The 19,274-nt window shown below is 65.0% G+C and carries 19 protein-coding genes; 10 read left to right on the forward strand and 9 right to left on the reverse strand.

Translation table 11 applies throughout. The features are described 5' to 3' along the window. Positions 1-62: 62 nt before the first annotated feature. From hemA to CON76_RS00300, 5 genes are all read left to right on the forward strand, one after another. Entirely contained in the window at positions 63-1,358 is a 1,296-nt protein-coding gene (gene hemA, locus CON76_RS00280) for a glutamyl-tRNA reductase (RefSeq protein WP_101100945.1), read from the forward strand. After that, complete coding sequence (gene prfA, locus CON76_RS00285; RefSeq protein ID WP_101100948.1) at positions 1,355-2,470, forward strand: peptide chain release factor 1; 1,116 nt, start codon at positions 1,355-1,357, stop codon at positions 2,468-2,470. Before hemA ends, prfA begins: the two co-directional genes overlap by 4 nt. Next, the gene (prmC, locus tag CON76_RS00290; protein ID WP_101100950.1) at positions 2,467-3,408 is read left to right on the forward strand and encodes a peptide chain release factor N(5)-glutamine methyltransferase; all 942 of its coding nucleotides are present in this window, start codon (positions 2,467-2,469) and stop codon (positions 3,406-3,408) included. The genes prfA and prmC overlap by 4 nt, the downstream gene beginning before the upstream one ends. Before the next feature lie 348 nt (positions 3,409-3,756). Beyond that, positions 3,757-4,158, forward strand: coding sequence for a GreA/GreB family elongation factor (locus tag CON76_RS00295; RefSeq protein ID WP_101100952.1), 402 nt, complete (start codon positions 3,757-3,759; stop codon positions 4,156-4,158). Between the two features lie 12 nt (positions 4,159-4,170). After that, entirely contained in the window at positions 4,171-5,151 is a 981-nt protein-coding gene (locus CON76_RS00300) for a hypothetical protein (RefSeq protein ID WP_240592689.1), read from the forward strand. A 56-nt stretch (positions 5,152-5,207) separates the two neighbouring features. Here the strand turns inward: CON76_RS00300 and tnpB are convergent, their stop codons facing one another. After that, a complete protein-coding gene (gene tnpB / locus CON76_RS00305; RefSeq protein WP_101100954.1) occupies positions 5,208-6,341 on the reverse strand; it encodes an IS200/IS605 family element RNA-guided endonuclease TnpB in 1,134 nt (377 codons plus the stop codon). Between the two features lie 189 nt (positions 6,342-6,530). Here tnpB and grxD point away from each other — a divergent pair, with 189 nt between their 5' ends. Continuing rightward, the gene (gene grxD / locus CON76_RS00310) at positions 6,531-6,857 is read left to right on the forward strand and encodes a Grx4 family monothiol glutaredoxin (protein ID WP_101101004.1); all 327 of its coding nucleotides are present in this window, start codon (positions 6,531-6,533) and stop codon (positions 6,855-6,857) included. Positions 6,858-6,993: 136 nt separating this feature from the next. Here the strand turns inward: grxD and katG are convergent, their stop codons facing one another. Continuing rightward, positions 6,994-9,168, reverse strand: a complete 2,175-nt coding sequence (gene katG, locus CON76_RS00315; protein WP_101100956.1) for a catalase/peroxidase HPI — start codon at positions 9,166-9,168, stop codon at positions 6,994-6,996. Positions 9,169-9,345: 177 nt separating this feature from the next. On the opposite strand from katG, the gene CON76_RS00320 reads away from it, so the two are divergent. Together CON76_RS00320 and CON76_RS00325 are read left to right on the forward strand one after the other, a co-directional pair. Beyond that, entirely contained in the window at positions 9,346-10,125 is a 780-nt protein-coding gene (locus tag CON76_RS00320; RefSeq protein WP_205758146.1) for an EAL domain-containing protein, read from the forward strand. 133 nt (positions 10,126-10,258) lie between these two features. Next, positions 10,259-10,912 (forward strand): class I SAM-dependent methyltransferase, encoded by a 654-nt coding sequence (locus CON76_RS00325; RefSeq protein ID WP_101100958.1) that lies wholly within the window; start codon positions 10,259-10,261, stop codon positions 10,910-10,912. Positions 10,913-10,937: 25 nt separating this feature from the next. On the opposite strand, the gene CON76_RS00330 is transcribed toward CON76_RS00325, so the two are convergent. Both CON76_RS00330 and CON76_RS00335 read right to left on the reverse strand, forming a co-directional pair. Continuing rightward, positions 10,938-11,633 (reverse strand): lytic transglycosylase domain-containing protein, encoded by a 696-nt coding sequence (locus CON76_RS00330; protein ID WP_101100960.1) that lies wholly within the window; start codon positions 11,631-11,633, stop codon positions 10,938-10,940. 11 nt (positions 11,634-11,644) lie between these two features. Beyond that, positions 11,645-13,390, reverse strand: coding sequence for a proline--tRNA ligase (locus tag CON76_RS00335; RefSeq protein ID WP_101100962.1), 1,746 nt, complete (start codon positions 13,388-13,390; stop codon positions 11,645-11,647). Between the two features lie 142 nt (positions 13,391-13,532). On the opposite strand from CON76_RS00335, the gene CON76_RS00340 reads away from it, so the two are divergent. Continuing rightward, on the forward strand, positions 13,533-14,213 hold the full coding sequence (locus tag CON76_RS00340; protein WP_101100964.1) for an RNA pyrophosphohydrolase: 681 nt from the start codon (positions 13,533-13,535) through the stop codon (positions 14,211-14,213). Positions 14,214-14,223: 10 nt separating this feature from the next. On the opposite strand, the gene proB is transcribed toward CON76_RS00340, so the two are convergent. The 5 genes from proB to CON76_RS00365 form a co-directional block, all read right to left on the reverse strand. Continuing rightward, positions 14,224-15,402 carry a glutamate 5-kinase gene (gene proB / locus CON76_RS00345; RefSeq protein ID WP_101100966.1) on the reverse strand — a complete coding sequence of 393 codons (1,179 nt, stop codon included), beginning with the start codon at positions 15,400-15,402 and terminating at the stop codon, positions 14,224-14,226. Positions 15,403-15,479: 77 nt separating this feature from the next. Then, positions 15,480-16,718, reverse strand: a complete 1,239-nt coding sequence (gene cgtA, locus CON76_RS00350; RefSeq protein ID WP_101100968.1) for an Obg family GTPase CgtA — start codon at positions 16,716-16,718, stop codon at positions 15,480-15,482. A 111-nt stretch (positions 16,719-16,829) separates the two neighbouring features. Then, positions 16,830-17,087 carry a 50S ribosomal protein L27 gene (rpmA, locus tag CON76_RS00355; protein ID WP_101100970.1) on the reverse strand — a complete coding sequence of 86 codons (258 nt, stop codon included), beginning with the start codon at positions 17,085-17,087 and terminating at the stop codon, positions 16,830-16,832. A gap of 14 nt (positions 17,088-17,101) precedes the next feature. Then, complete coding sequence (rplU, locus tag CON76_RS00360) at positions 17,102-17,413, reverse strand: 50S ribosomal protein L21 (RefSeq protein WP_101100972.1); 312 nt, start codon at positions 17,411-17,413, stop codon at positions 17,102-17,104. A 141-nt stretch (positions 17,414-17,554) separates the two neighbouring features. Continuing rightward, complete coding sequence (locus CON76_RS00365) at positions 17,555-17,848, reverse strand: hypothetical protein (protein ID WP_101100974.1); 294 nt, start codon at positions 17,846-17,848, stop codon at positions 17,555-17,557. A gap of 77 nt (positions 17,849-17,925) precedes the next feature. Here CON76_RS00365 and fliB point away from each other — a divergent pair, with 77 nt between their 5' ends. Then, a complete protein-coding gene (gene fliB, locus CON76_RS00370) occupies positions 17,926-19,269 on the forward strand; it encodes a flagellin lysine-N-methylase (protein WP_101100976.1) in 1,344 nt (447 codons plus the stop codon). Positions 19,270-19,274: the final 5 nt, after the last annotated feature.

Below are 19,274 nucleotides of genomic sequence, written 5' to 3' on the forward strand. Positions count from 1 at the left end.
CCCAGATACCCATCGGTGCCGCTTGTTTTTGAAAAAATGACATCGATTTTATAATCCCGCACATGGCAGTCTGGGCGCTCGGCATCAATCACCACACGGCTCCGCTCGATTTGCGCGGGCGGTTCGCGTTCGCGCTCGACCAGTTGCAACCCACCTTGCAGGGTTTTCGGGCTGCGCTGGCGCACCAGCCCGAGGCCACGCTGCTGTCCACCTGCAACCGCACGGAGATTTATTGCGCCGCGCAAGAGACTGCGCTGGACGACACCGTGCAGTGGCTGGCCCGCACCGGTGGCGTGACCCCGCAGGAATTGCTGGATCACGCCTACGTGCTGCGTGAAGGCGAGGCAGCGCGCCACGCCTTCCGCGTGGCCAGCGGGCTCGACAGCATGGTGCTGGGCGAAGCGCAGATTCTGGGCCAGCTCAAGGACGCGGTGCGTGTGGCCGACGAAGCCGGTGCCCTGGGCACCACGCTGCACCAATTGTTCCAACGCTCGTTTGCCGTGGCCAAGCAGGTGCGCAGTTGCACCGAAATCGGTGCCCACTCCATCAGCATGACCGCCGCTGCCGTGCGGCTGGCGGGCCAACTGTTTGAGGACCTGAAAGCCATCAAGGTGCTGTTTGTGGGCGCGGGCGAGATGATTGAGCTGGCCGCCACCCACTTTGCCGCCAAACAACCCAAAAGCATGGCGATTGCCAACCGCACGCTGGAACGCGGCGAGGCGCTGGCCAGCCGCTTTGGGGCCGAGGTGCTGCGCCTGTCCGATCTGCCCGAACGGCTGCACGAATTCGATGCCATTGTGAGCTGTACCGCCTCTACACTGCCGCTGATCGGCTTGGGCGCGGTGGAACGTGCTCTGAAAAAACGCAGACACCGCCCCATGTTCATGGTCGATCTGGCGGTGCCGCGCGACATCGAAGTCGAAGTCAAAGCGCTGGACGACGTGTACCTCTACACCGTGGACGATCTGGCCAGCGTGGTGCAAACCGGCAAAGACCACCGCCAGGCCGCCGTGGCACAAGCCGAGGCCATCATCGACGCTGGCGTGCAAAGCTTTGTGCATTGGATGAACCAGCGCAACCCGCAAGCGGGCGTGGTCGGGCTGATCCAGCAACTGCACCAGCAGACCGAACAGTGGCAACAGGCCGAGCTGGCCAAAGCCCGCAAACGCCTGGCCAAGGGCGACGACGTGAACACCGTGCTCGAAGCCTTGGCGCGTGGTCTGACCCAGAAGATGCTGCACGGCACCCTGGCCGAACTGCACGCAGGGGATGCTGCCCAACGCCAAGCCACCGCCGACACCGCCACACGCTTGTTTCTGCGCGGAGCCCTCCCCCCTGAACCCCGCGCCCACCGATGAAACCCTTTATCCGCGACACCCTGGAACGCCAGCGCCTGCGTCTGCACGAACTCGATGCCTTGCTCAGCGCCCCGGATGCCACCGGCGACATGGAACGCTTTCGGCAACTGACGCGCGAACACGCCGACACCGATGCCGTGGTGCAACCCTACCTGCGCTACCTGCAACGCGAGGCCGACCTGCGCGAAGCCCAGCACATGGCCCAAGACAGCGATGCCGACATGGCCGCCATGGCGCAAGAGGAAATCGAGCAAGCCCAAACCGACTTGGCCGCGCTGGAGCAGGAACTGCACACCCTGCTGCTGCCCAAAGACCCCGACGACGCGCGCAACGCCTTCCTGGAAATTCGTGCCGGTACCGGTGGGGATGAAGCCGCATTGTTTGCGGGGGACTTGGCCCGGATGTACACCCGCTACGCCGAACGGCAAGGCTGGCGCGTCGAAACCATCAGCGAATCACCGGCTGAACTGGGCGGCTACAAGGAAGTGGTGCTGCGCGTGGTGGGCCAACAACCCTATGGCCAATTGCGGTTCGAGTCGGGCGGCCACCGCGTGCAACGCGTGCCCGTGACCGAAAGCCAAGGCCGCATCCACACCAGCGCCTGCACCGTGGCCGTGATGCCAGAACCGGATGAAACCGAAGCCATCCGACTCAACCCGGCGGATCTGCGCATCGACACCTTCCGCGCCAGCGGTGCGGGGGGCCAGCACATCAACAAAACCGATTCCGCCGTGCGTGTCGTCCACTTGCCCACCGGCATCGTGGCCGAGTGCCAAGACGGGCGCAGCCAGCACAGCAACAAGGCCAAGGCGCTGCAAGTGTTGCAAGCCCGCATCCAAGAAAAAGAACGCAGCGAACGCGCCGCCAAAGAAGCCGCCGAACGCAAAGGCCTGATCGGCAGCGGCGACCGCAGCGACCGCATCCGCACCTACAACTTTCCGCAGGGCCGCCTGACCGACCACCGCATCAACCTCACGCTGTACAAGCTGCTGCAAGTGATGGAAGGCGACCTGGACGAGGTGCTGCACGCCCTGCAACTGGCACGCGGGGCCGAGCTGATGGCCGAACTGGAACACAGCGCCAGCCAAAACGCGCACGGGGCGTTGGCGTGAGCGCCACCCCCACCGTCCAAACCGCCCTGCAACACGCCCGCCAGCAAGGGCTGGAACGGCTGGACGCGCAAGTGCTGCTGCTGCACCTGCTGGGCCGCTCCCCGCACGACCGCGCTTGGCTGCTGGCGCACGACACCGATACCCTGCCCGCCGACACCACCGCCGCTTTTGCCGCCCTGTGCCAGCGTCGCCTAAACGGTGAACCCGTGGCCTACCTGACCGGCCAGCGCGAGTTCTATGGCCTGACGCTGCAGGTGGACGCCCGCGTGCTCGACCCCCGACCCGATACCGAAACCTTGGTCGATTGGGCACTGGACGTGCTGGCCGATCACGCCCACCCCACCGTGCTGGACTTGGGCACCGGCAGCGGTGCGATTGCGCTGGCCTTGCAACAGCAACAGCCCGACGCCCACGTCTGGGCCGTGGATGCCAGCACAGATGCCTTGAGCGTGGCCCACGCCAACGCACAGCGGTTGCATCTGCACGTGCAGTTTTTGCAGGGGTATTGGCTGCAAGGCTGGCAGCCCTTTCCAGCGGCCATCAGCGCCACAAGCCAACCCGAACCACAAGGCACCACCACCCACCCCGCCACACCCCCGCAGCAGTTTGACCTGATCGTCAGCAACCCGCCCTACATCTGCCACGACGACCCGCACTTGGCGGCGCTGACGCACGAACCCTTGCAAGCCTTGACCAGTGGCGCTGACGGGCTGGACGACATCCGCACCATCGTGGCACAGGCTACCGCACACCTGTTGCCAAGCGGCTGGTTGCTGCTGGAACACGGTTGGGACCAGGCCGATGCCGTGGCCGCCTTGCTGCAAGCGCACGGCTACGGGCCCGCCCAACACCGGCACGATCTGGCCAGGCACGTGCGCTGCACGGGTGCCCAGTGGCCAGGGGCAGCACCTGCACCACGGGCCCCACCCCAAGGTTGAAGCCCCTCCCCAGGGCCCAAACGGGCGCGCCACACCCAGAGCTTGCCGCACCAGCGCGGCGGTGCTACCATGTGGCCCATGCAACGCTTGGCAGGATCCTTCACTGGTGTGTCCTTCCGCTTTCCCGCTGTGGCCCGCACATTGATGGGTCACCAGGCTGGAGAGCGCGCCTTTGCGCGCGTGCAGTGGTTGCACAAGCCCGTCGCACATTCCTGAGCCCGGCGATCCTCCTCCCCCTCCCCGTTTTCTGTTAGCGCAGACCACCGATCGCCGGGCCCCATCACAGCGCACAGGCGTACCACCGGCCCACAGGCTGGTTACCGTACGCCGCAACGATGGAACCGCGACATGCAATCCACTTCTTTTTCCGAACGCGTGCTCACCGAGCTGGATCACGCCCGCCTGAGCAAACTCCACACCCCCCAGCTGCCCGAGGACTTGGCCGACGAGCTGCAAGCGGTCGATCTGGTCACCTCGCAAGACGTGGCGCCCGACGTCGTCACCATGAATTCCGAGGTCGAGCTGGTGCTGGCCGGACAGACCGAGCCCCAGCGCCTGACGCTGTGCTATCCGCACGACGCGCAAGTCGGTGCCGGTCGCATCTCGGTGCTGTCGCCCATTGGCGCGGCGCTGCTGGGGCGGCGCGTGGGCGATACCATCCACTGGCGCATGCCCAACGGCGAGACGTGCCAGGCCGAGCTGGCGGCGATCGTGTTCCAGCCCGAAGCCGCTGGCGACTACACACGCTGAAAGGGTACGGCCATGATGCAACACACCCTGACCCCACCCAGCCGTACGGGCCACGGCAGCGCCTTGGTCGGCCCAATGGAGCTGACCAAACGCTTTTTGCGCGCCAAGAACCCGTGCGCCAACGGCTTTCGCTGGTTTGTGCGCCATATTGAAGACGGCGTGAGCTACCAGCAGGCGCTGGACACGCTGGTGCAGGCCGGGCGCGTGGACGACGCGTGCTGGCTGCTGCAACAGTTTGGCCCCACCGATGAGGTGCTGGAGCTGGAACATCTGGAGGCCGACGCCATCGTGTTTGCGGGCAGCCTGTACATCCGCAAACACATCGAGGTGGGCACACTGCTGCGTACCGGACAACACCTGCGCGCTGGGGGCAGCGTGCGCGTGGGGCAGCAGCTGCACGCCGGGGGTGATGTGTGGAGCGGTGGCGGCGTACGCTGCGAAGGCCCGCTGCACACCGGCGGCGACCTGCGTGCCGACTGGAGCGTGGAAGCGGCCCAGTCCATCCACTGCGGTGGCGAGCTGCGCGTGGGCGGCGACCTGACGGGTGGCGCCAGCCTGCAGGTGCAAGGCCCGGCCAGCGTCAAGCACGATGTGGTGGTGCGGCAAGGCATCACCTGCCAGGCCGGGCTGCGCGTGGGTGGCCTGCTGCACAGCGGTCACAGCGTGCAGGCGGGCCAAGGCATCCTAGTGGGGCAGGACATCGTCTGCGGCATGCACCTGGAAGCGGGCTGGGGCATACGCGCTGGCGGTGGCATCAGCGCGCAAGGCGCCATCCGGGCGGGCGAGAGCCTGCAGGCCGGGAGTGACATTGGCGCAGGTCCGGGGTACGGCGTGTACGCCGGGCTGGGTGTGCCCATCAACGCCTGGGGCAGCAGCGGCCACGTGGTGGCAGCACGCAAGCCCGAGGCGCTGCTCAGCGGCCACTGGAGCGGGCCAGAGGCCAGCCGCGGCGACGGCCCCGACGCGCTTGCAGACTTGGCAACGCTGGGTTGACATCCTCCTCGCCATCAATGGCGAAGATTCCCGCTTCACAGAAACCCGCCCATGCCTCAACGAGACACAGGACTTACAGCTTCTCCACGGGCTGACACCGCCAGTCCGGCGGCCAGTACGTTGCGGGCGGCGTTGATGTCCCGATCATGGTCAGACCCACATTCGGGACACGTCCACTGCCGCACCTTCAAAGGCATCTTTTGTGCCGTGTACCCACAGTCGCTGCAACGCTTGGACGACGGGTACCAGCGGTCGATCTTGACCACTTCTCTGCCATACCAGCGGGCCTTGTATTCGAGCTGGCGCACAAATTCGGCCCAGCCCGCGTCACCGATGGATTTGGCGAGCTTGCGGTTCTTCTGCATGTTGCTGACAGCCAGCGTCTCAATGGCGATCACTTGGTTTTCGTGGATCAACCGGGTCGAGAGTTGGTGCAAGAAATCCTGGCGGATGTCGGCGATCTTGGCGTGCAGCTTGGCGACTTTGAGCCGCGCTTTGGTACGGTTCTTGGAACCTTTCTTCTTTTTGGCCAGCTTGCGTTGCAGCTTGGCCAGTTTCTTCTCGTGCTTGCGGAAGGTGTTGGGCGCTGGGATTTTTTCGCCGTCGGAAAGGATGGCGAAATGAGTCAGGCCCAGATCAATCCCCACTTGGCTGGACGCTTCCGGTTTGGCGCAAACCACGTCATCGCACAACAGGCTGACGAAGTAACGACCTGCCGCGTCCTTGCTGACCGTCACCGTTGTGACTTTGGCCGCCGGTGGAATCTGGCGCGACCAGCGGATGCCCAGCGGTGCGTCCATCTTGGCCAGTTTGAGCACCTGACCATCCCAGCGGAACGCGCTGGCGGTGTATTCCGCCGACTGGTGGCCGCTTTTGCGCTTGAACTGCGGGTAACGCCCACGCTTGGCAAAGAAGTTACCGAACGCTGTTTGCAAATGCCGCAACGCTTGCTGCAACGGCACGCTGGACACAACGTTGAGCCAAGTGTATTCGGGCTGCTTTTTCAAAACGGTCAACGCGGCAGAGGTGTCGTGGTAGCCCATGCGTTCCTGCCGTTGCTCCCACGCCTCGCTGCGCAGGCGCAGCATGTGGTTGTAGACCACACGCACGCAGCCGAACGTCTGAGCCAAGAGGGTTTCTTGCTCAGGCGTGGGGTAAAACCGGAAGCGGTACGCGCGCTTGATGTCCATGTAGGCAATTTACACGAAAATCATCCTATCAACCCAAAGGATAGCCAAACCAAAAAGAAGTGGATTCAGGGGCTTGACGTACAAGCCGCGCTATCCCTTACCGGCATGAATACCGGGGTTTCCCGCACGGATTGATAATCGACCCTTTTGCACACCACCGGCCCGCAGGCCACCCACGGAGTTACCCCCATGAGCGACACCCAACAACGCATCGACGACCTCGTCAAAACCAACGACATCGTGCTGTTCATGAAAGGCACGGCCAGCTTTCCGATGTGCGGCTTCTCGGGCCGCGCGGTGCAGATCCTCAAGGCCTGCGGCGTGGACACCAAGACGCTCAAGACCGTGAATGTGCTAGAAGACCCGGCCATCCGCCAAGGCATCAAGGAATACAGCAGCTGGCCCACCATCCCGCAGCTCTACATCAAGGGCGAGTTCATCGGTGGCTCCGACATCATGATGGAGATGTACGAGTCGGGCGAGCTGGCGCAAGCCATCAACGGCCCGGCGGCCTGACACCCGCACGGCCCACCTGGGATCATCCAGGGCCACAGGAACAAAGACCGGGCAGCGCGCAGGCCACCCGGTCTTTTGCTTTTGTCTTGCAGGAGCAGCGGGCAGCACGGGGCAACCCGCCACGTATTTCAACGCCTCACAGCAGATCGAAGCGGTCGGCGTTCATGACCTTGACCCACGCAGCCACGAAGTCGCGCACGAACTTCTCCTGGTTGTCGTCCTGGGCATAGACCTCGGCGTAGGCGCGCAGCACCGAGTTAGATCCGAACACCAGATCGACCCGGGTCGCCGTCCAGCGTGTAGCACCGGTCTTGCGATCCACGATGGCGTAGCTGTTGCGCCCCGTGGGCTTCCACGTGTAGGCCATGTCAGTCAGGTGGACAAAGAAGTCGTTGGTCAAGACGCCCACGCGGTCGGTGAACACGCCGTGCGCGCTGCCGCCGTGGTTGGTGCCCAGCACGCGCATCCCGCCCACCAGCGCCGTCATCTCGGCGGCGGTCAGGCGCATGAGCTGGGCGCGGTCCAGCAACAGTTCTTCGGGCTGCACCACGTAGTGCTGCTTGAGCCAGTTGCGGAAGCCATCGGCCAACGGCTCCAGCACGTCGAACGACTCGGCGTCGGTCTGCGCCTGGGTGGCATCGCCCCGGCCCGGCGCAAATGGCACTTCCACGTTGAAGCCCGCGGCGCGGATAGCCTGCTCCAGCCCCACGTTGCCGCCCAGCACGATCACGTCGGCCACGCTAGCCCCCGTGTCGGCGGCAATTTTTTCATAAATGGCCAGCACGCGCGCCAAGCGTTCGGGCTCGTTGCCTGCCCAGTCTTTTTGCGGCGCCAGGCGGATGCGCGCACCGTTGGCACCACCACGCTTGTCGGAGCCACGGAAGGTGCGGGCGCTGTCCCACGCGGTGCTGACCAGGTCGGCCACGCTCAGGCCAGCGGCAGCAATCTGCGCCTTGACGGCGGCCACGTCGTAAGCGGTGTTGCCAGCGGGTACCGGGTCTTGCCAGATCAGGTCTTCGGCGGGCACGTCGGGGCCGATGTAGCGGGCCTTGGGGCCCATGTCGCGGTGGGTCAGCTTGAACCAGGCGCGGGCAAACACGTCGTCAAAGTAGGCCTGGTCGGCGGCAAAGCGTTCCGAGATCTTGCGGTACTCCGGATCCACCTTCATCGCCATGTCGGCATCGGTCATGATCGGCATGCAGCGGATGGAGGGGTCTTCCACGTCCGGCGGCATGTCCTCGGGCTTGATGTTGACCGGTACCCACTGCCAGGCACCGGCCGGGCTCTTGGTAAGCTCCCAGTCGTAGCCCAGCAGCAGCTTGAAGTAGCCGTTGTCCCACTGGGTCGGGTTCGTGGTCCAGGCGCCCTCGACGCCGCTGGTCACGGTGTCGCGGCCCACGCCACGGGTCTTGTGGTTCATCCAGCCCAGACCTTGCTCTTGCAGGTCGGCACCTTCGGGGGCCGGGCCCAGGTTGGCGGCGTTGCCGTTGCCGTGCGCCTTGCCCACGGTGTGGCCGCCAGCGGTCAGAGCCACGGTCTCCTCGTCGTTCATGGCCATGCGGGCAAAGGTCACGCGCACGTCATGGGCGGTTTTCAGTGGGTCGGGCTGGCCGTCCACGCCTTCGGGGTTGACGTAGATCAGGCCCATCATCACGGCGGCCAGCGGGTTTTCCAGGTCGCGCTCGCCACTGTAACGGCTGCCTTCGCCGCCGCTCTTGGCCAGCCATTCTTTCTCGGAGCCCCAGTAAATGTCCTTCTCGGGGTGCCAGATGTCTTCGCGGCCAAAGGCAAAGCCGAAGGTCTTGAAGCCCATAGCCTCGTAGGCCATGTTGCCTGCCAGGATGATCAGGTCGGCCCAGCTCACCTTGTTGCCGTACTTGCGCTTGATGGGCCACAACAGGCGACGTGCCTTGTCGAGGTTGCCGTTGTCGGGCCAGGAATTGAGCGGCGCAAAACGCTGGTTGCCAGTGCCCGCGCCACCCCGGCCATCGGCGATGCGGTAGGTGCCCGCTGCGTGCCAAGCCATGCGGATCATCAGGCCGCCATAGTGACCCCAGTCGGCAGGCCACCAGTCCTGGCTGTCGGTCATCAGCGCCTTGAGGTCGTTCTTGAGCGCCGCCACGTCCAGCTTTTTCAGCTCCTCGCGGTAGTTGAAGCCCGCGCCCAGCGGGTCGGTCTTGGTGTCGTGCTGGTGCAGGATGTCCAGGTTCAGCGCCTTGGGCCACCAGGTCTGACTGGCCATGCTGGCCGACGTGGCGCCACCGTGCATGACGGGGCATTGACCGGGCGCGCCTGCGTTGTTGTTGTCCATGGTTGTCTCCTCGGTTGGGGGTGGTTTATCAAGCGACGGGTTTCACTATAGCCCCAAACATGGCGTCTTGACCACCCGGGGGGCGGGCGGGTATTTATCGCCGCCATAGGCGGTGCCAATCGGCGCGGTGCCACGCAGCGCAAGGCAGGGCCGGATCGATCGTGTATGCTATTTGGCATGTACCTGTCCGATTTTTTTGCAGACGCAAGCAGCGACGTGATTGGCTGCATCCGGTGCCGCAACACCAAGCCGTTCGAACCAGCGCTGAAAATGGCCTTCCAGCCCATCGTGGACGTGGACGCGCGCAGCGTGTTTGCCTACGAGGCGCTGGTGCGCGGGGCCAACGGCGAATCGGCGGGCGAGGTGCTGGGCGCAGTCCAGCCCGAAGACTTGTACGCGTTTGACCAGACCTGCCGCGTGCTGGCCATTGCCACCGCGCAACGCCTGGGCATGCAAAGCTACCTGTCCATCAACTTCCTGCCCAACGCGGTGTACGAGCCCGCCACCTGCATCCGCCTGACGCTGGCGGCGGCGCACAAGGTGGGCTTTGCGCCCGAGCGGCTGATCTTCGAGCTGACCGAGGGCGAGAAGATCCAGAACCCGGCGCACGCGCTGCGCATCATCAGGGACTACCAGCAGCGCGGCTTCATGACCGCCATCGACGACTTTGGCGCGGGCTATTCGGGCCTGAACCTGCTGGCCGACTTTCAGCCACACTTGGTCAAGCTGGACATGGCGCTCACGCGCGACATCGACCGCGACCCGGTGCGCCGCGCCATCGTCAGCGGCGTGGTGGGCACATGCAAGGCACTGGGCTGCAAGATCGTGGCCGAAGGCATCGAGCGCCCCGGCGAGCTGCACGCACTGCGCGACATGGGCGTACACCTGTTCCAGGGCTACCTGCTGGCGCGCCCGGGGCTGGAGGCACTGCCCGAGCCCGATTTCAGCTGCATCTGAAATCGGCGGTGGGCCACCCACGGCCCGCCAGACGGCAACGCCCGGGTGGATGGTCGCGCCCCGCCGGGCACCTCGCCCAAACGGGGGCTTTGGTCTACACTGGGGCAAACAATAGCTGCAGGAGACCTTGCCGATGGCCACACCACCGCACAACACCCCCACCCAGTCGCCCGACCAGGCTGCGTCGCAGCGGCTGTACAGCCAGCGTTGCGGCTATTACGACTGGCAGCTGGCGCCCTACGAGCACATCCGCGCGCAGGCCATTGCCCTGCTGCAACTGCAACCGGGCCAGACGGTGCTGGACGTGGGCTGCGGCACCGGCATGAGCCTGGAGCGGCTGCAACAGGCGGTGGGGCTACGCGGCCAGGTGGTGGCGGTGGATCAGTGCGCCGACATGCTGGAACACGCCCACCAGCGGGTACGCCAGCACGGCTGGGCCAATGTGCAGGTGACGTGCTCTCCGATCGAGCGATCCACCCTGCCCGCACAAGCCGATGCGGTGCTGTTCCATTTCACCCACGACATCCTGCAAACCCCGGCGGCGGTGGCCCATGTGCTGCGCCACCTCAAGCCCGGCGCGCGCGTGGTGGCCACGGGGCTGAAGTGGACATCGCCCCTGTACGGCGGCATGAACGCGCTGGTGTGGTGGAACGCGGTGCAGTCCGTCACCACCCTGCAGGGGCTGGACATGCCGTGGCGCACGCTGGAAGCACAAGGGGTGGCACTCGACATCACCACCTGCCTGCTGGGCACCATCTACACCGCCAGCGGCCAGCTCAAGGCCTGACGCGTACGGCGTACAGACACAAAGCTCAGGCCCAGCGTTGCTGCGCCGCCAGCACCGCGTTGGGGTAGCTGGCGCGGCCCCGGCTGCCGTTGTAGCGGCCCAGCGCCAGGAACAGGTCGCCCCGTTCGCGGTCGAGGTAGTGGCGCAGGATGACGCAGCCAAAGCGGATGTTGGTTTGCAGGTGGAACAGCTTGCCTACGTCGCCATCGCCGATGGTGCGCGCCCAGAACGGCATGATCTGCATGTAGCCGCGCGCCCCGGCCACCGAGACCGCAAACTTGCGGAACGCGCTTTCCACCTGAATCAGCCCCAACACCAGCGACGTGTCCAGCCCGGCGCGCTTGCTCTCGTACCACACGGTCTGCAAGAAATCGACCCGGGTTTGCAGCTCGGGCTTGCGCGCTTGCAGGCGCGGACTCATGCGGCCCAACCAGCGCAGGTAGGCCAGGCGCGCCTCGGTGGAGGCGAACTCGGGCTCGGGCGGGGCGCTGGCGTCGATGGCGGCCCGCAACGCCAGCCGCACCGCGTTGGCCAGCGGCTCCTCGGCTTGTGCGCCCGCCTGAGCGGCGCCAGTCCAGCCACCCGTACACGCAGCCGCTGCGGCCAGTCCCAGCCGCAAGCAGGTACGCCGCCCCGCATCCGGCAGCTCATGCGGCAAGGCCGCCACAGTGGCCGATGTGGCCAGCCCGGAGGCAGCGCCTGGCCAGACGGGGCCGTTCATGCTCAGATCGCTCACACCGTCAGCCGGCCCTTCAGCAGCGCCAGCACCTCGGCCAAGGGCACCTTGGTGGCGGCAGTGTCGCGGCGGTGCTGGTATTCGACCAGACCTTCCTTGAGTCCCTTGTCGCCGATGGTGACGCGGTGCGGCACACCGATCAGTTCCCAATCGGCAAACATGGCACCGGGGCGCTCGTTGCGGTCGTCCAGCAGTACGTCCACGCCCAAGGCAGACAGCTCATCGTGCAACCGCTCGGCAGCGGCCTTGACGGCCTCGCTGCGGTCCATGCCGATGGGGCAAATCACCACGGTGAACGGGGCAATGGCATCGGGCCAGATGATGCCGCGTTCGTCGTGGTTTTGCTCGATGGCGGCGGCGGGCAGGCGTGTCACGCCAATGCCGTAGCAGCCCATTTCAAAGTGCTTGGGTTTGCCGTCTTCGGCCAAAAAGGTGGCGTTCATGGCGCGGCTGTACTTGGTGCCGAGGTAGAACACGTGGCCCACTTCAATGCCGCGCTCGATCGCCAGTTCGCCTTGGCCGTCCGGCGACAAGTCACCCGCCACCACGTTACGGATGTCGGCCACCAGATCGGGTTCGGGCAAGTCGCGGCCCCAATTGACACCACTGAGGTGGGCATCGGCCTGGTTGGCACCGCAGATCCAGTCGGCCAGTACGGCCACCTCGCGGTCGGCAATCACGTTGAGCGGTTGCTGGAGGTTGACCGGCCCCAGGTAGCCCGGCTTGCAACCGAAATGGGCCACGATCTCGGCTTCGGTGGCAAAACGGAAACCCAAATCGAGCCCCGGCAGTTTGCCCACCTTGACTTCGTTCATCTCGTGGTCACCGCGCAGCAGCAACAGCCACACTTGGGTCTTGACGATCTCGTCGTTCTCGTTGATTTCATCGGTGGCCAGCACCACGCTCTTGACGGTGCGGTTCAGCGGCACGCCCAGCAACTCGGCCACATCGGCGCAAGTGGTCTTGCCGGGGGTGGGCACGGTGGTCAGGGGCTGGCTGGCGGCCGGGCGTGGGCCTTGCGGGGCCAAGGCTTCGGCTTTTTCGATGTTGGCGGCGTACTCGCTGTTGGGGCAGTACACGATAGCGTCTTCGCCGGTGGCGGCAATCACCTGAAATTCTTCGCTCAAGTCGCCCCCGATGGCGCCGCTGTCGGCGGCCACGGCGCGGTAACGCAAGCCAAAGCGGTCAAAAATGCGGCGGTAGGCTTGTGCCATCGTCTGGTAGCTGAGTTGGGCGCTGTCGCGGTCGCGGTCAAAGCTGTACGCGTCCTTCATCACGAATTCGCGACCACGCATCAGGCCAAAACGCGGGCGGCGTTCGTCGCGGAATTTGGTCTGGATTTGGTACAGGTTCTTGGGCAGTTGCTTGTAGCTGCGCAGCTCTTGGCGGGCAATGTCGGTCACCACTTCTTCGGAGGTGGGTTGCAACACAAAGTCGCGCTGGTGGCGGTCTTGAATGCGCAACATTTCCGGCCCCATTTTGTCGAAGCGGCCGGTTTCTTGCCACAACTCGGCGGGTTGCACCACCGGCATGGTCAGCTCCACGGCACCGGCGCGGTTCATCTCCTCGCGCACGATTTTTTCGACTTTTTGGATCACGCGCAGCCCCATGGGCATGTAGGTGTAGATGCCAGCGCCGAGCTTCTTGATCATGCCCGCACGGGTCATGAGCTGGTGACTGACCACCTCGGCATCGGCGGGCGCTTCTTTAAGGGTGGAAATGAGAAATTGGGAGGCTTTCATGGGGCAATCGGGCGTGAAGACGCTGCGATCATGGCCTGCGGCGCGGGGCCTGCCGTGCGACTCGGGGTTTACCCCTTGCGGTGGTTCGCAAGCCGGGGCCGACAAGGCATAATCGAGACAATTTACAAATTTGGGGTTGATTATGCTTGACAGAGATGGCTTCAGGCCCAATGTCGGCATCATTCTGCTCAACCAGAAGAATCAGGTGTTTTGGGGCAAGCGCATTCGCACCCACTCGTGGCAGTTTCCGCAAGGTGGCATCGACCGGGGCGAGACCCCCGAGCAGGCCATGTACCGCGAGCTGTTTGAAGAGGTGGGGTTGCAGCCGCAGCATGTCAGTTTGGTCGCCCGCACGCGGGACTGGTTGCGCTACGAGGTGCTGGATCACTACGTCCGCCGCGACGTGCGGGGGTTTTACCGTGGTCAGAAACAAATCTGGTACTTGGTGCGCCTGGACAGCGGCGACTGGAACCTGAACCTGCGAGCCACCGAACACCCGGAGTTCGACGCCTGGCGCTGGAACGACTACTGGGTGCCGCTGGACATGGTGGTGGAGTTCAAGCGCGACGTGTACGAGCGCGCCCTGCGCGAGCTGGCGCGCTACCTGCCGCGCGGTGGCAACCGCTACCTGCGCGGCAATGTGCGAGCCCGTACCTACTACAACGACACGCTGTACCACCAGCGCCACGTGCTGCCCGCGCACATGGAACTGCCCCCCGGCGCCAGCTTTGACCCCGACCCGCAGCGCAGCTACGCCGACTTGGTGGCCAAGGTTGAGGACGCCGCCGCAGACGTCGGCCAGCACACCACCACCGTCCCCTGAACCGCAGCGGTCAGGCGGGCAGCGACAGCACCAGGTTGTCGCGGTGGATCATCTCGGGCTCGGCGGCGTAGCCCAGCAAGGCTTCAAAATCGGCCGACGCCTTGCGGCACAGCAGGCGGGCCTCGCTGGCGGCGTAGTTGGTCAGGCCGCGTGCAATCTCTTGCCCACTGGCGTTGCGCACGGCAATCACCTCGCCGCGCGAGAATTCGCCCTCCACCGCCGTCATGCCTGCGGGCAGCAGGCTCTTGCCGTCCTGCAGGATGCGCCGGGCTGCGCCATCGTCCACCACCACCGCGCCGCGCAGCTGCAAGTGGTCGGCGATCCATTGCTTGCGCGCCTGCTGCTTGGGCGTGGCGGCCAGCAGACAGGTACCAATCGGCTCGCCCGCCACCAGGCGCAGCAGTGCCTGCGGCTCGCGGCCCCAGGCGATGACGGTGGACGCGCCAGAACCCGCGGCGCGCTTGGCGGCCAGGATTTTGGTGATCATGCCGCCCGTACCCACGCGCGAACCTGCGCCACCGGCCATGTCTTCCAGCACCGGATCGCCCGCACGGGCCACATGCACGAACTGCGCCGCCGGGTCTTTGCGCGGGTCGGCGGTGTAGAGGCCTTTTTGGTCGGTCAGGATGATGAGCACGTCGGCATCGACCAGGTTGGCCACCAGCGCGCCCAGGGTGTCGTTGTCGCCAAACTTGATTTCGTCGTTGACAACGGTGTCGTTCTCGTTGATGACGGGCACCACGTGGTGCGCCAGCAGCGTCAGCAAGGTGGAGCGCGCGTTGAGGTAGCGTTCGCGGTCGGCCAGATCGGCGTGCGTGAGCAGCACCTGCGCGCTGCCGATGCCTTGCTCGCGCAGCTTGGTTTCGTACATCTGCACCAGCCCCATCTGGCCCACGGCGGCAGCGGCTTGCAGTTCGTTGATGACCTTGGGCCGTGTGGCCCAACCCAGGCGCTTCATGCCTTCGGCAATGGCACCGCTGCTGACCATGATGACCTCGCGCCCATCCTTGACCAAGGCGCTGAGTTGCTCGCTCCACTGGCCGATGGCCTGTTCGTCCAAGCCCCGACCTTCGTTTGTCACCAAGCTGGAGCCCACTTTGACCACAATGCGCCGCGCCTGGCGCAACACGTCGGCAGGGTCGGCTTGGGGCACGGCAGGAACGGACGGGGCAACAAAGGCTGAAGTCATGGCAACACAGGCGGGCAAAGAACGAAAGCAAGGCGGAGCGTGGCAAACGCGGCCCCAACGGGCCGCAGACAGCGCGCTCAGTCGTCGAGGTTGCGGAAACGCGGGTCGATAGGGGCCTCGGTGGGCACGTCTGCGTCCTGCGACGCTACGCCTTTCTTGCTGGTGCGTTTGGCGGCGGGCGCGCGGCGCTTGGCGGGCGTGGGCACAGCATCAACGGGGGACACAACCTCAGCCACATCCGCTGCATGCGCAGTCTTGGTCGGGTCAAAGCGCGGATCGACTTCGACGTGCGGGCGCTCGGCTTCGCGGGTATCCACGATGTGCTGGAAGATTTTTTGCACCAGCAGCTCACAGCCTTCGCGCGTCAGGGCCGAGATCTCGAACACCGGGCCTTTGTGGCGGAAGCGTTTGACGAAGTCTTTCACGCGCGCGGCACGCTCTTCAGCGGGCACCATGTCGAGCTTGTTCAGCACCAACCAGCGCGGTTTGGCGTGCAGCGCGGGGTCGTATTTTTTGAGTTCTTTGACGATGGCACGCGCTTGCAGCACCGGGTCCACGGCATCGTCGAACGGGGCCATGTCGATGACGTGCAACAGCAAACGGGTGCGTTGCAGGTGGCGCAAAAATTGGTGCCCCAGCCCCGCGCCTTCCGAGGCCCCTTCGATCAGGCCCGGTACGTCGGCGACGACGAAGCTTTTTTCCGGCCCCACACGCACCACGCCCAAGTTGGGGTGCAGGGTGGTAAAGGGATAGTCGGCGATTTTGGGCCGCGCGTTGGACACCGCCGCAATGAACGTGGATTTGCCCGCGTTGGGCATGCCCAGCAGACCCACGTCGGCCAGCACTTTCAACTCCAGCGCCAAGCTGAAGCGTTCACCCGCGTGGCCCAGCGTTTTTTGGCGTGGCGCGCGGTTGATGGCGCTCTTGAAGCGCAGGTTGCCATAGCCACCCTCGCCGCCCTTGGCGATGAGGATCTGTTCGCCGGGTTGCAGCAGTTCGTGCATCACCTCGCCGGTGTCGGCGTTGCGGATGATGGTGCCGACCGGCATTTTGAGAACGATGTCGTCGCCCTTGCAACCAAACATGTCAGAGCCTTTGCCGTGCTCGCCGCGTTGGGCCTCGAAGCGGCGGTTGTAACGGTAGTCGATCAGGGTGTTGAGGTTGTCGTCGGCCAGCGCCCACACCGAGCCGCCCCGGCCACCATCGCCGCCATCGGGGCCGCCAAATTCCTTGTATTTCTCGTGCCGGAAGGACGCACAGCCGTTGCCACCATCCCCAGCGGCAATGTCGATATAAGCTTCGTCAACGAATTTCATGGCTGCTATTGTCCTTGAATCGGAAAAACACAAAAGGCCCGCAGTGCGGGCCTTGCTGGCAAACAGGGCCACATGCGTGCGGCCCAGTCTGACGGTTCACGTGCGCCGGATTTAAGCGGCGGTCACGTTCACCACTTGGCGGTTCAAGGAGCCCTTGAAGCCAAAGCTCACCACGCCGTCGGTGGTGGCAAAAATGGTGTGGTCTTTGCCCAGGCCCACGCCCACGCCGGGGTGGAACTTGGTGCCGCGTTGACGCACGATGATGCCACCGGCGCTGATGACTTGGCCGCCGAACACCTTCACGCCGAGCATTTTCGGCTTGGAGTCACGACCGTTGCGCGTTGAGCCGCCGCCTTTTTTCTGTGCCATGGTGCTTTAACTCCTTAGCCGTTGATCGAGCCGATTTGCAGCTCGGTGAAATTTTGACGATGGCCTTGGCGCTTTTGGTAGTGCTTGCGACGGCGCATCTTGAAGATGCGAACCTTGTCGCCACGACCGTGGGAGACCACGGTGGCCGTGACCGTTGCGCCGGAGACCAAGGGGGTGCCGATCTTGAGTTCAGCGCCGTTGCCGACTGCCAGAACCTGGTCGATCACGATCTCTTGACCCACGTCCGCAGCAATCTGTTCTACTTTAAGTTTTTCGCCGACAGCAACACGGTATTGCTTGCCGCCGGTTTTTATGACCGCGTACATATGAACCTCAAACGTTTGGAAACGTACTTTGGCAAACGGATTTTTGCCAAACCCGAGATTGTAACCTTGCCCTTGCCCGCTGACAAGTGTTTGCAGTGTGCCGCTGCGCCCGGAGCCGCTGCTTGAACGCAGCGGATGGGTTCAGAGGGTACGAGAAGGTTCCACGCTCAAGGTGGCATCGCAGCCCTGGCCAGCGGCAATCCAGCGCCGTGCCAGCGGGGCCAGCCACGGCACCGCCAGCGCACCGCACAGGTAGCGTTGGTGTTCGTCGCTCCAGCGCAGGGCGGCGCAGGCACCGTGGCGGCGACGTGACCACAACACCCCCAGCGGGCAAGGCTCGGCCAGACAGCACACGCCGCAGCCGTTGCAGGGTGTGCCGGGTTCGGGCTTGGGCGGTGCGTCGGGGTGGATGTGGATGGTTTGCGGGGCGGGCATACTCGGTGGCTTTTGTGGCTGGCAGCGGCACACCATAGCCGCAAAATGGCTGGCCTGTTGCCGTCTTGTCTTGTTGTATGCCCACCACTCCGCTGCATTCCACCGAAATCCACAGCCTGCTGAGGCCGCGTTACGTGCAGCGCTTCCGCTGCATCGGGGCGGCGTGCGAGGACAGCTGCTGCGCAGGCTGGCATGTGCCCATCGACGAACGCACCTTCCGCGCCTACACCAGCGGGGAGGCACCGGCCACCTTGCGCACACAGCTGGCAGCGGTGGTACAGCTGGAGGCCACGCCGCGTCCACAGCAGCACGCCCGCATCGCACTGGATGCGCAGACCAACGCCTGTCCGCTGCTGGAGGACGGCTGGTGCGCCATCCAACAGGATTGGGGCGAAGGGCAGCTGTCGCACACGTGCTTCAGCTACCCGCGCTACACGCGGCAATGGCAGGGGCGAATGTTGCAGGCGCTCACGCTGTCGTGCCCGGAGGCGGCGCGGCTGGCCCTGCTGGCGCCCGATGCGATGGCGCTGGAAACCGGCACGGCAACAGTGCGCACCGAGGCGGTGCAGGCCATCACAGCCCCCGCATCAAGCACAGCAGCGGCAGCGCAAGCCAAGGAAGAGATGACGCTGGACGCCCTGCGTGCCTTTGCGCTGCAACTGGTGCGCACGCCGGAGCGGCCGCTGTGGCAACGGCTGGCCGTGCTGGGCCAGTGGTGCCAGGAGCTGACAGCGCAACTGGGCCGGACGGCCACACCCTTGACGGCAAATGTCGGACATGGCTCTACCCGACCCACACCAACCCACCCCAATGCCAGGCAGCGCCCTGCCCCCGACCTGATGGCTTGGCAAGCGGGGTTTACCGATCCAGTGCAACTGGATACGCTGTTCAGCGCGCTGGAGGCCGTGCCCGTGCAGCGGCAATTGCAAGCCCAAGTGTGGGCCGCGTTGTGGCGACGCAAAAGCGACCGGGGTTTGTCGCCGGTGCAGCGACAGGTCATCGCGGCGGTGGAACAAGGGCTGGGTTGGGCCGAAGATGGCAGCGAAGTCCACGCGGCCACGTCTGCCGCCCGCTACGCCGACGGGCTGGCGCAACTGCCGCTGGCGTTGCAAACCAGGGCACCGCACTTGCTGGAGCATTTTGTCGTCAACGAGTTGTTCCGCGATGTGTTCCCGTTTCAGGCCAGCACACCGTGGGCGCAATACGTGCAGTTGGTCGTGCAAGTTGGGCTGTTGCGTTGGATGCTGGCCGCGCAATGCAGCCGTGCCACGCTGCCCGACACCACCGCACTGGTGCGCACGGTGCAGGTGCTGTGCCAACGGTTCCAGCACGATGCCGACTTTGGCCCCTGGATGGCCAGCGCCTTGCGCGAGAGCGCACTCGACACCCTGCCCACGCTGTGGGTGCTGCTGCGCGACTGATTTCT

The organism is Macromonas bipunctata, from assembly GCF_002837135.1.
In the GTDB taxonomy this organism is placed as follows: Bacteria; Pseudomonadota; Gammaproteobacteria; order Burkholderiales; family Burkholderiaceae_C; genus Macromonas_A; species Macromonas_A bipunctata.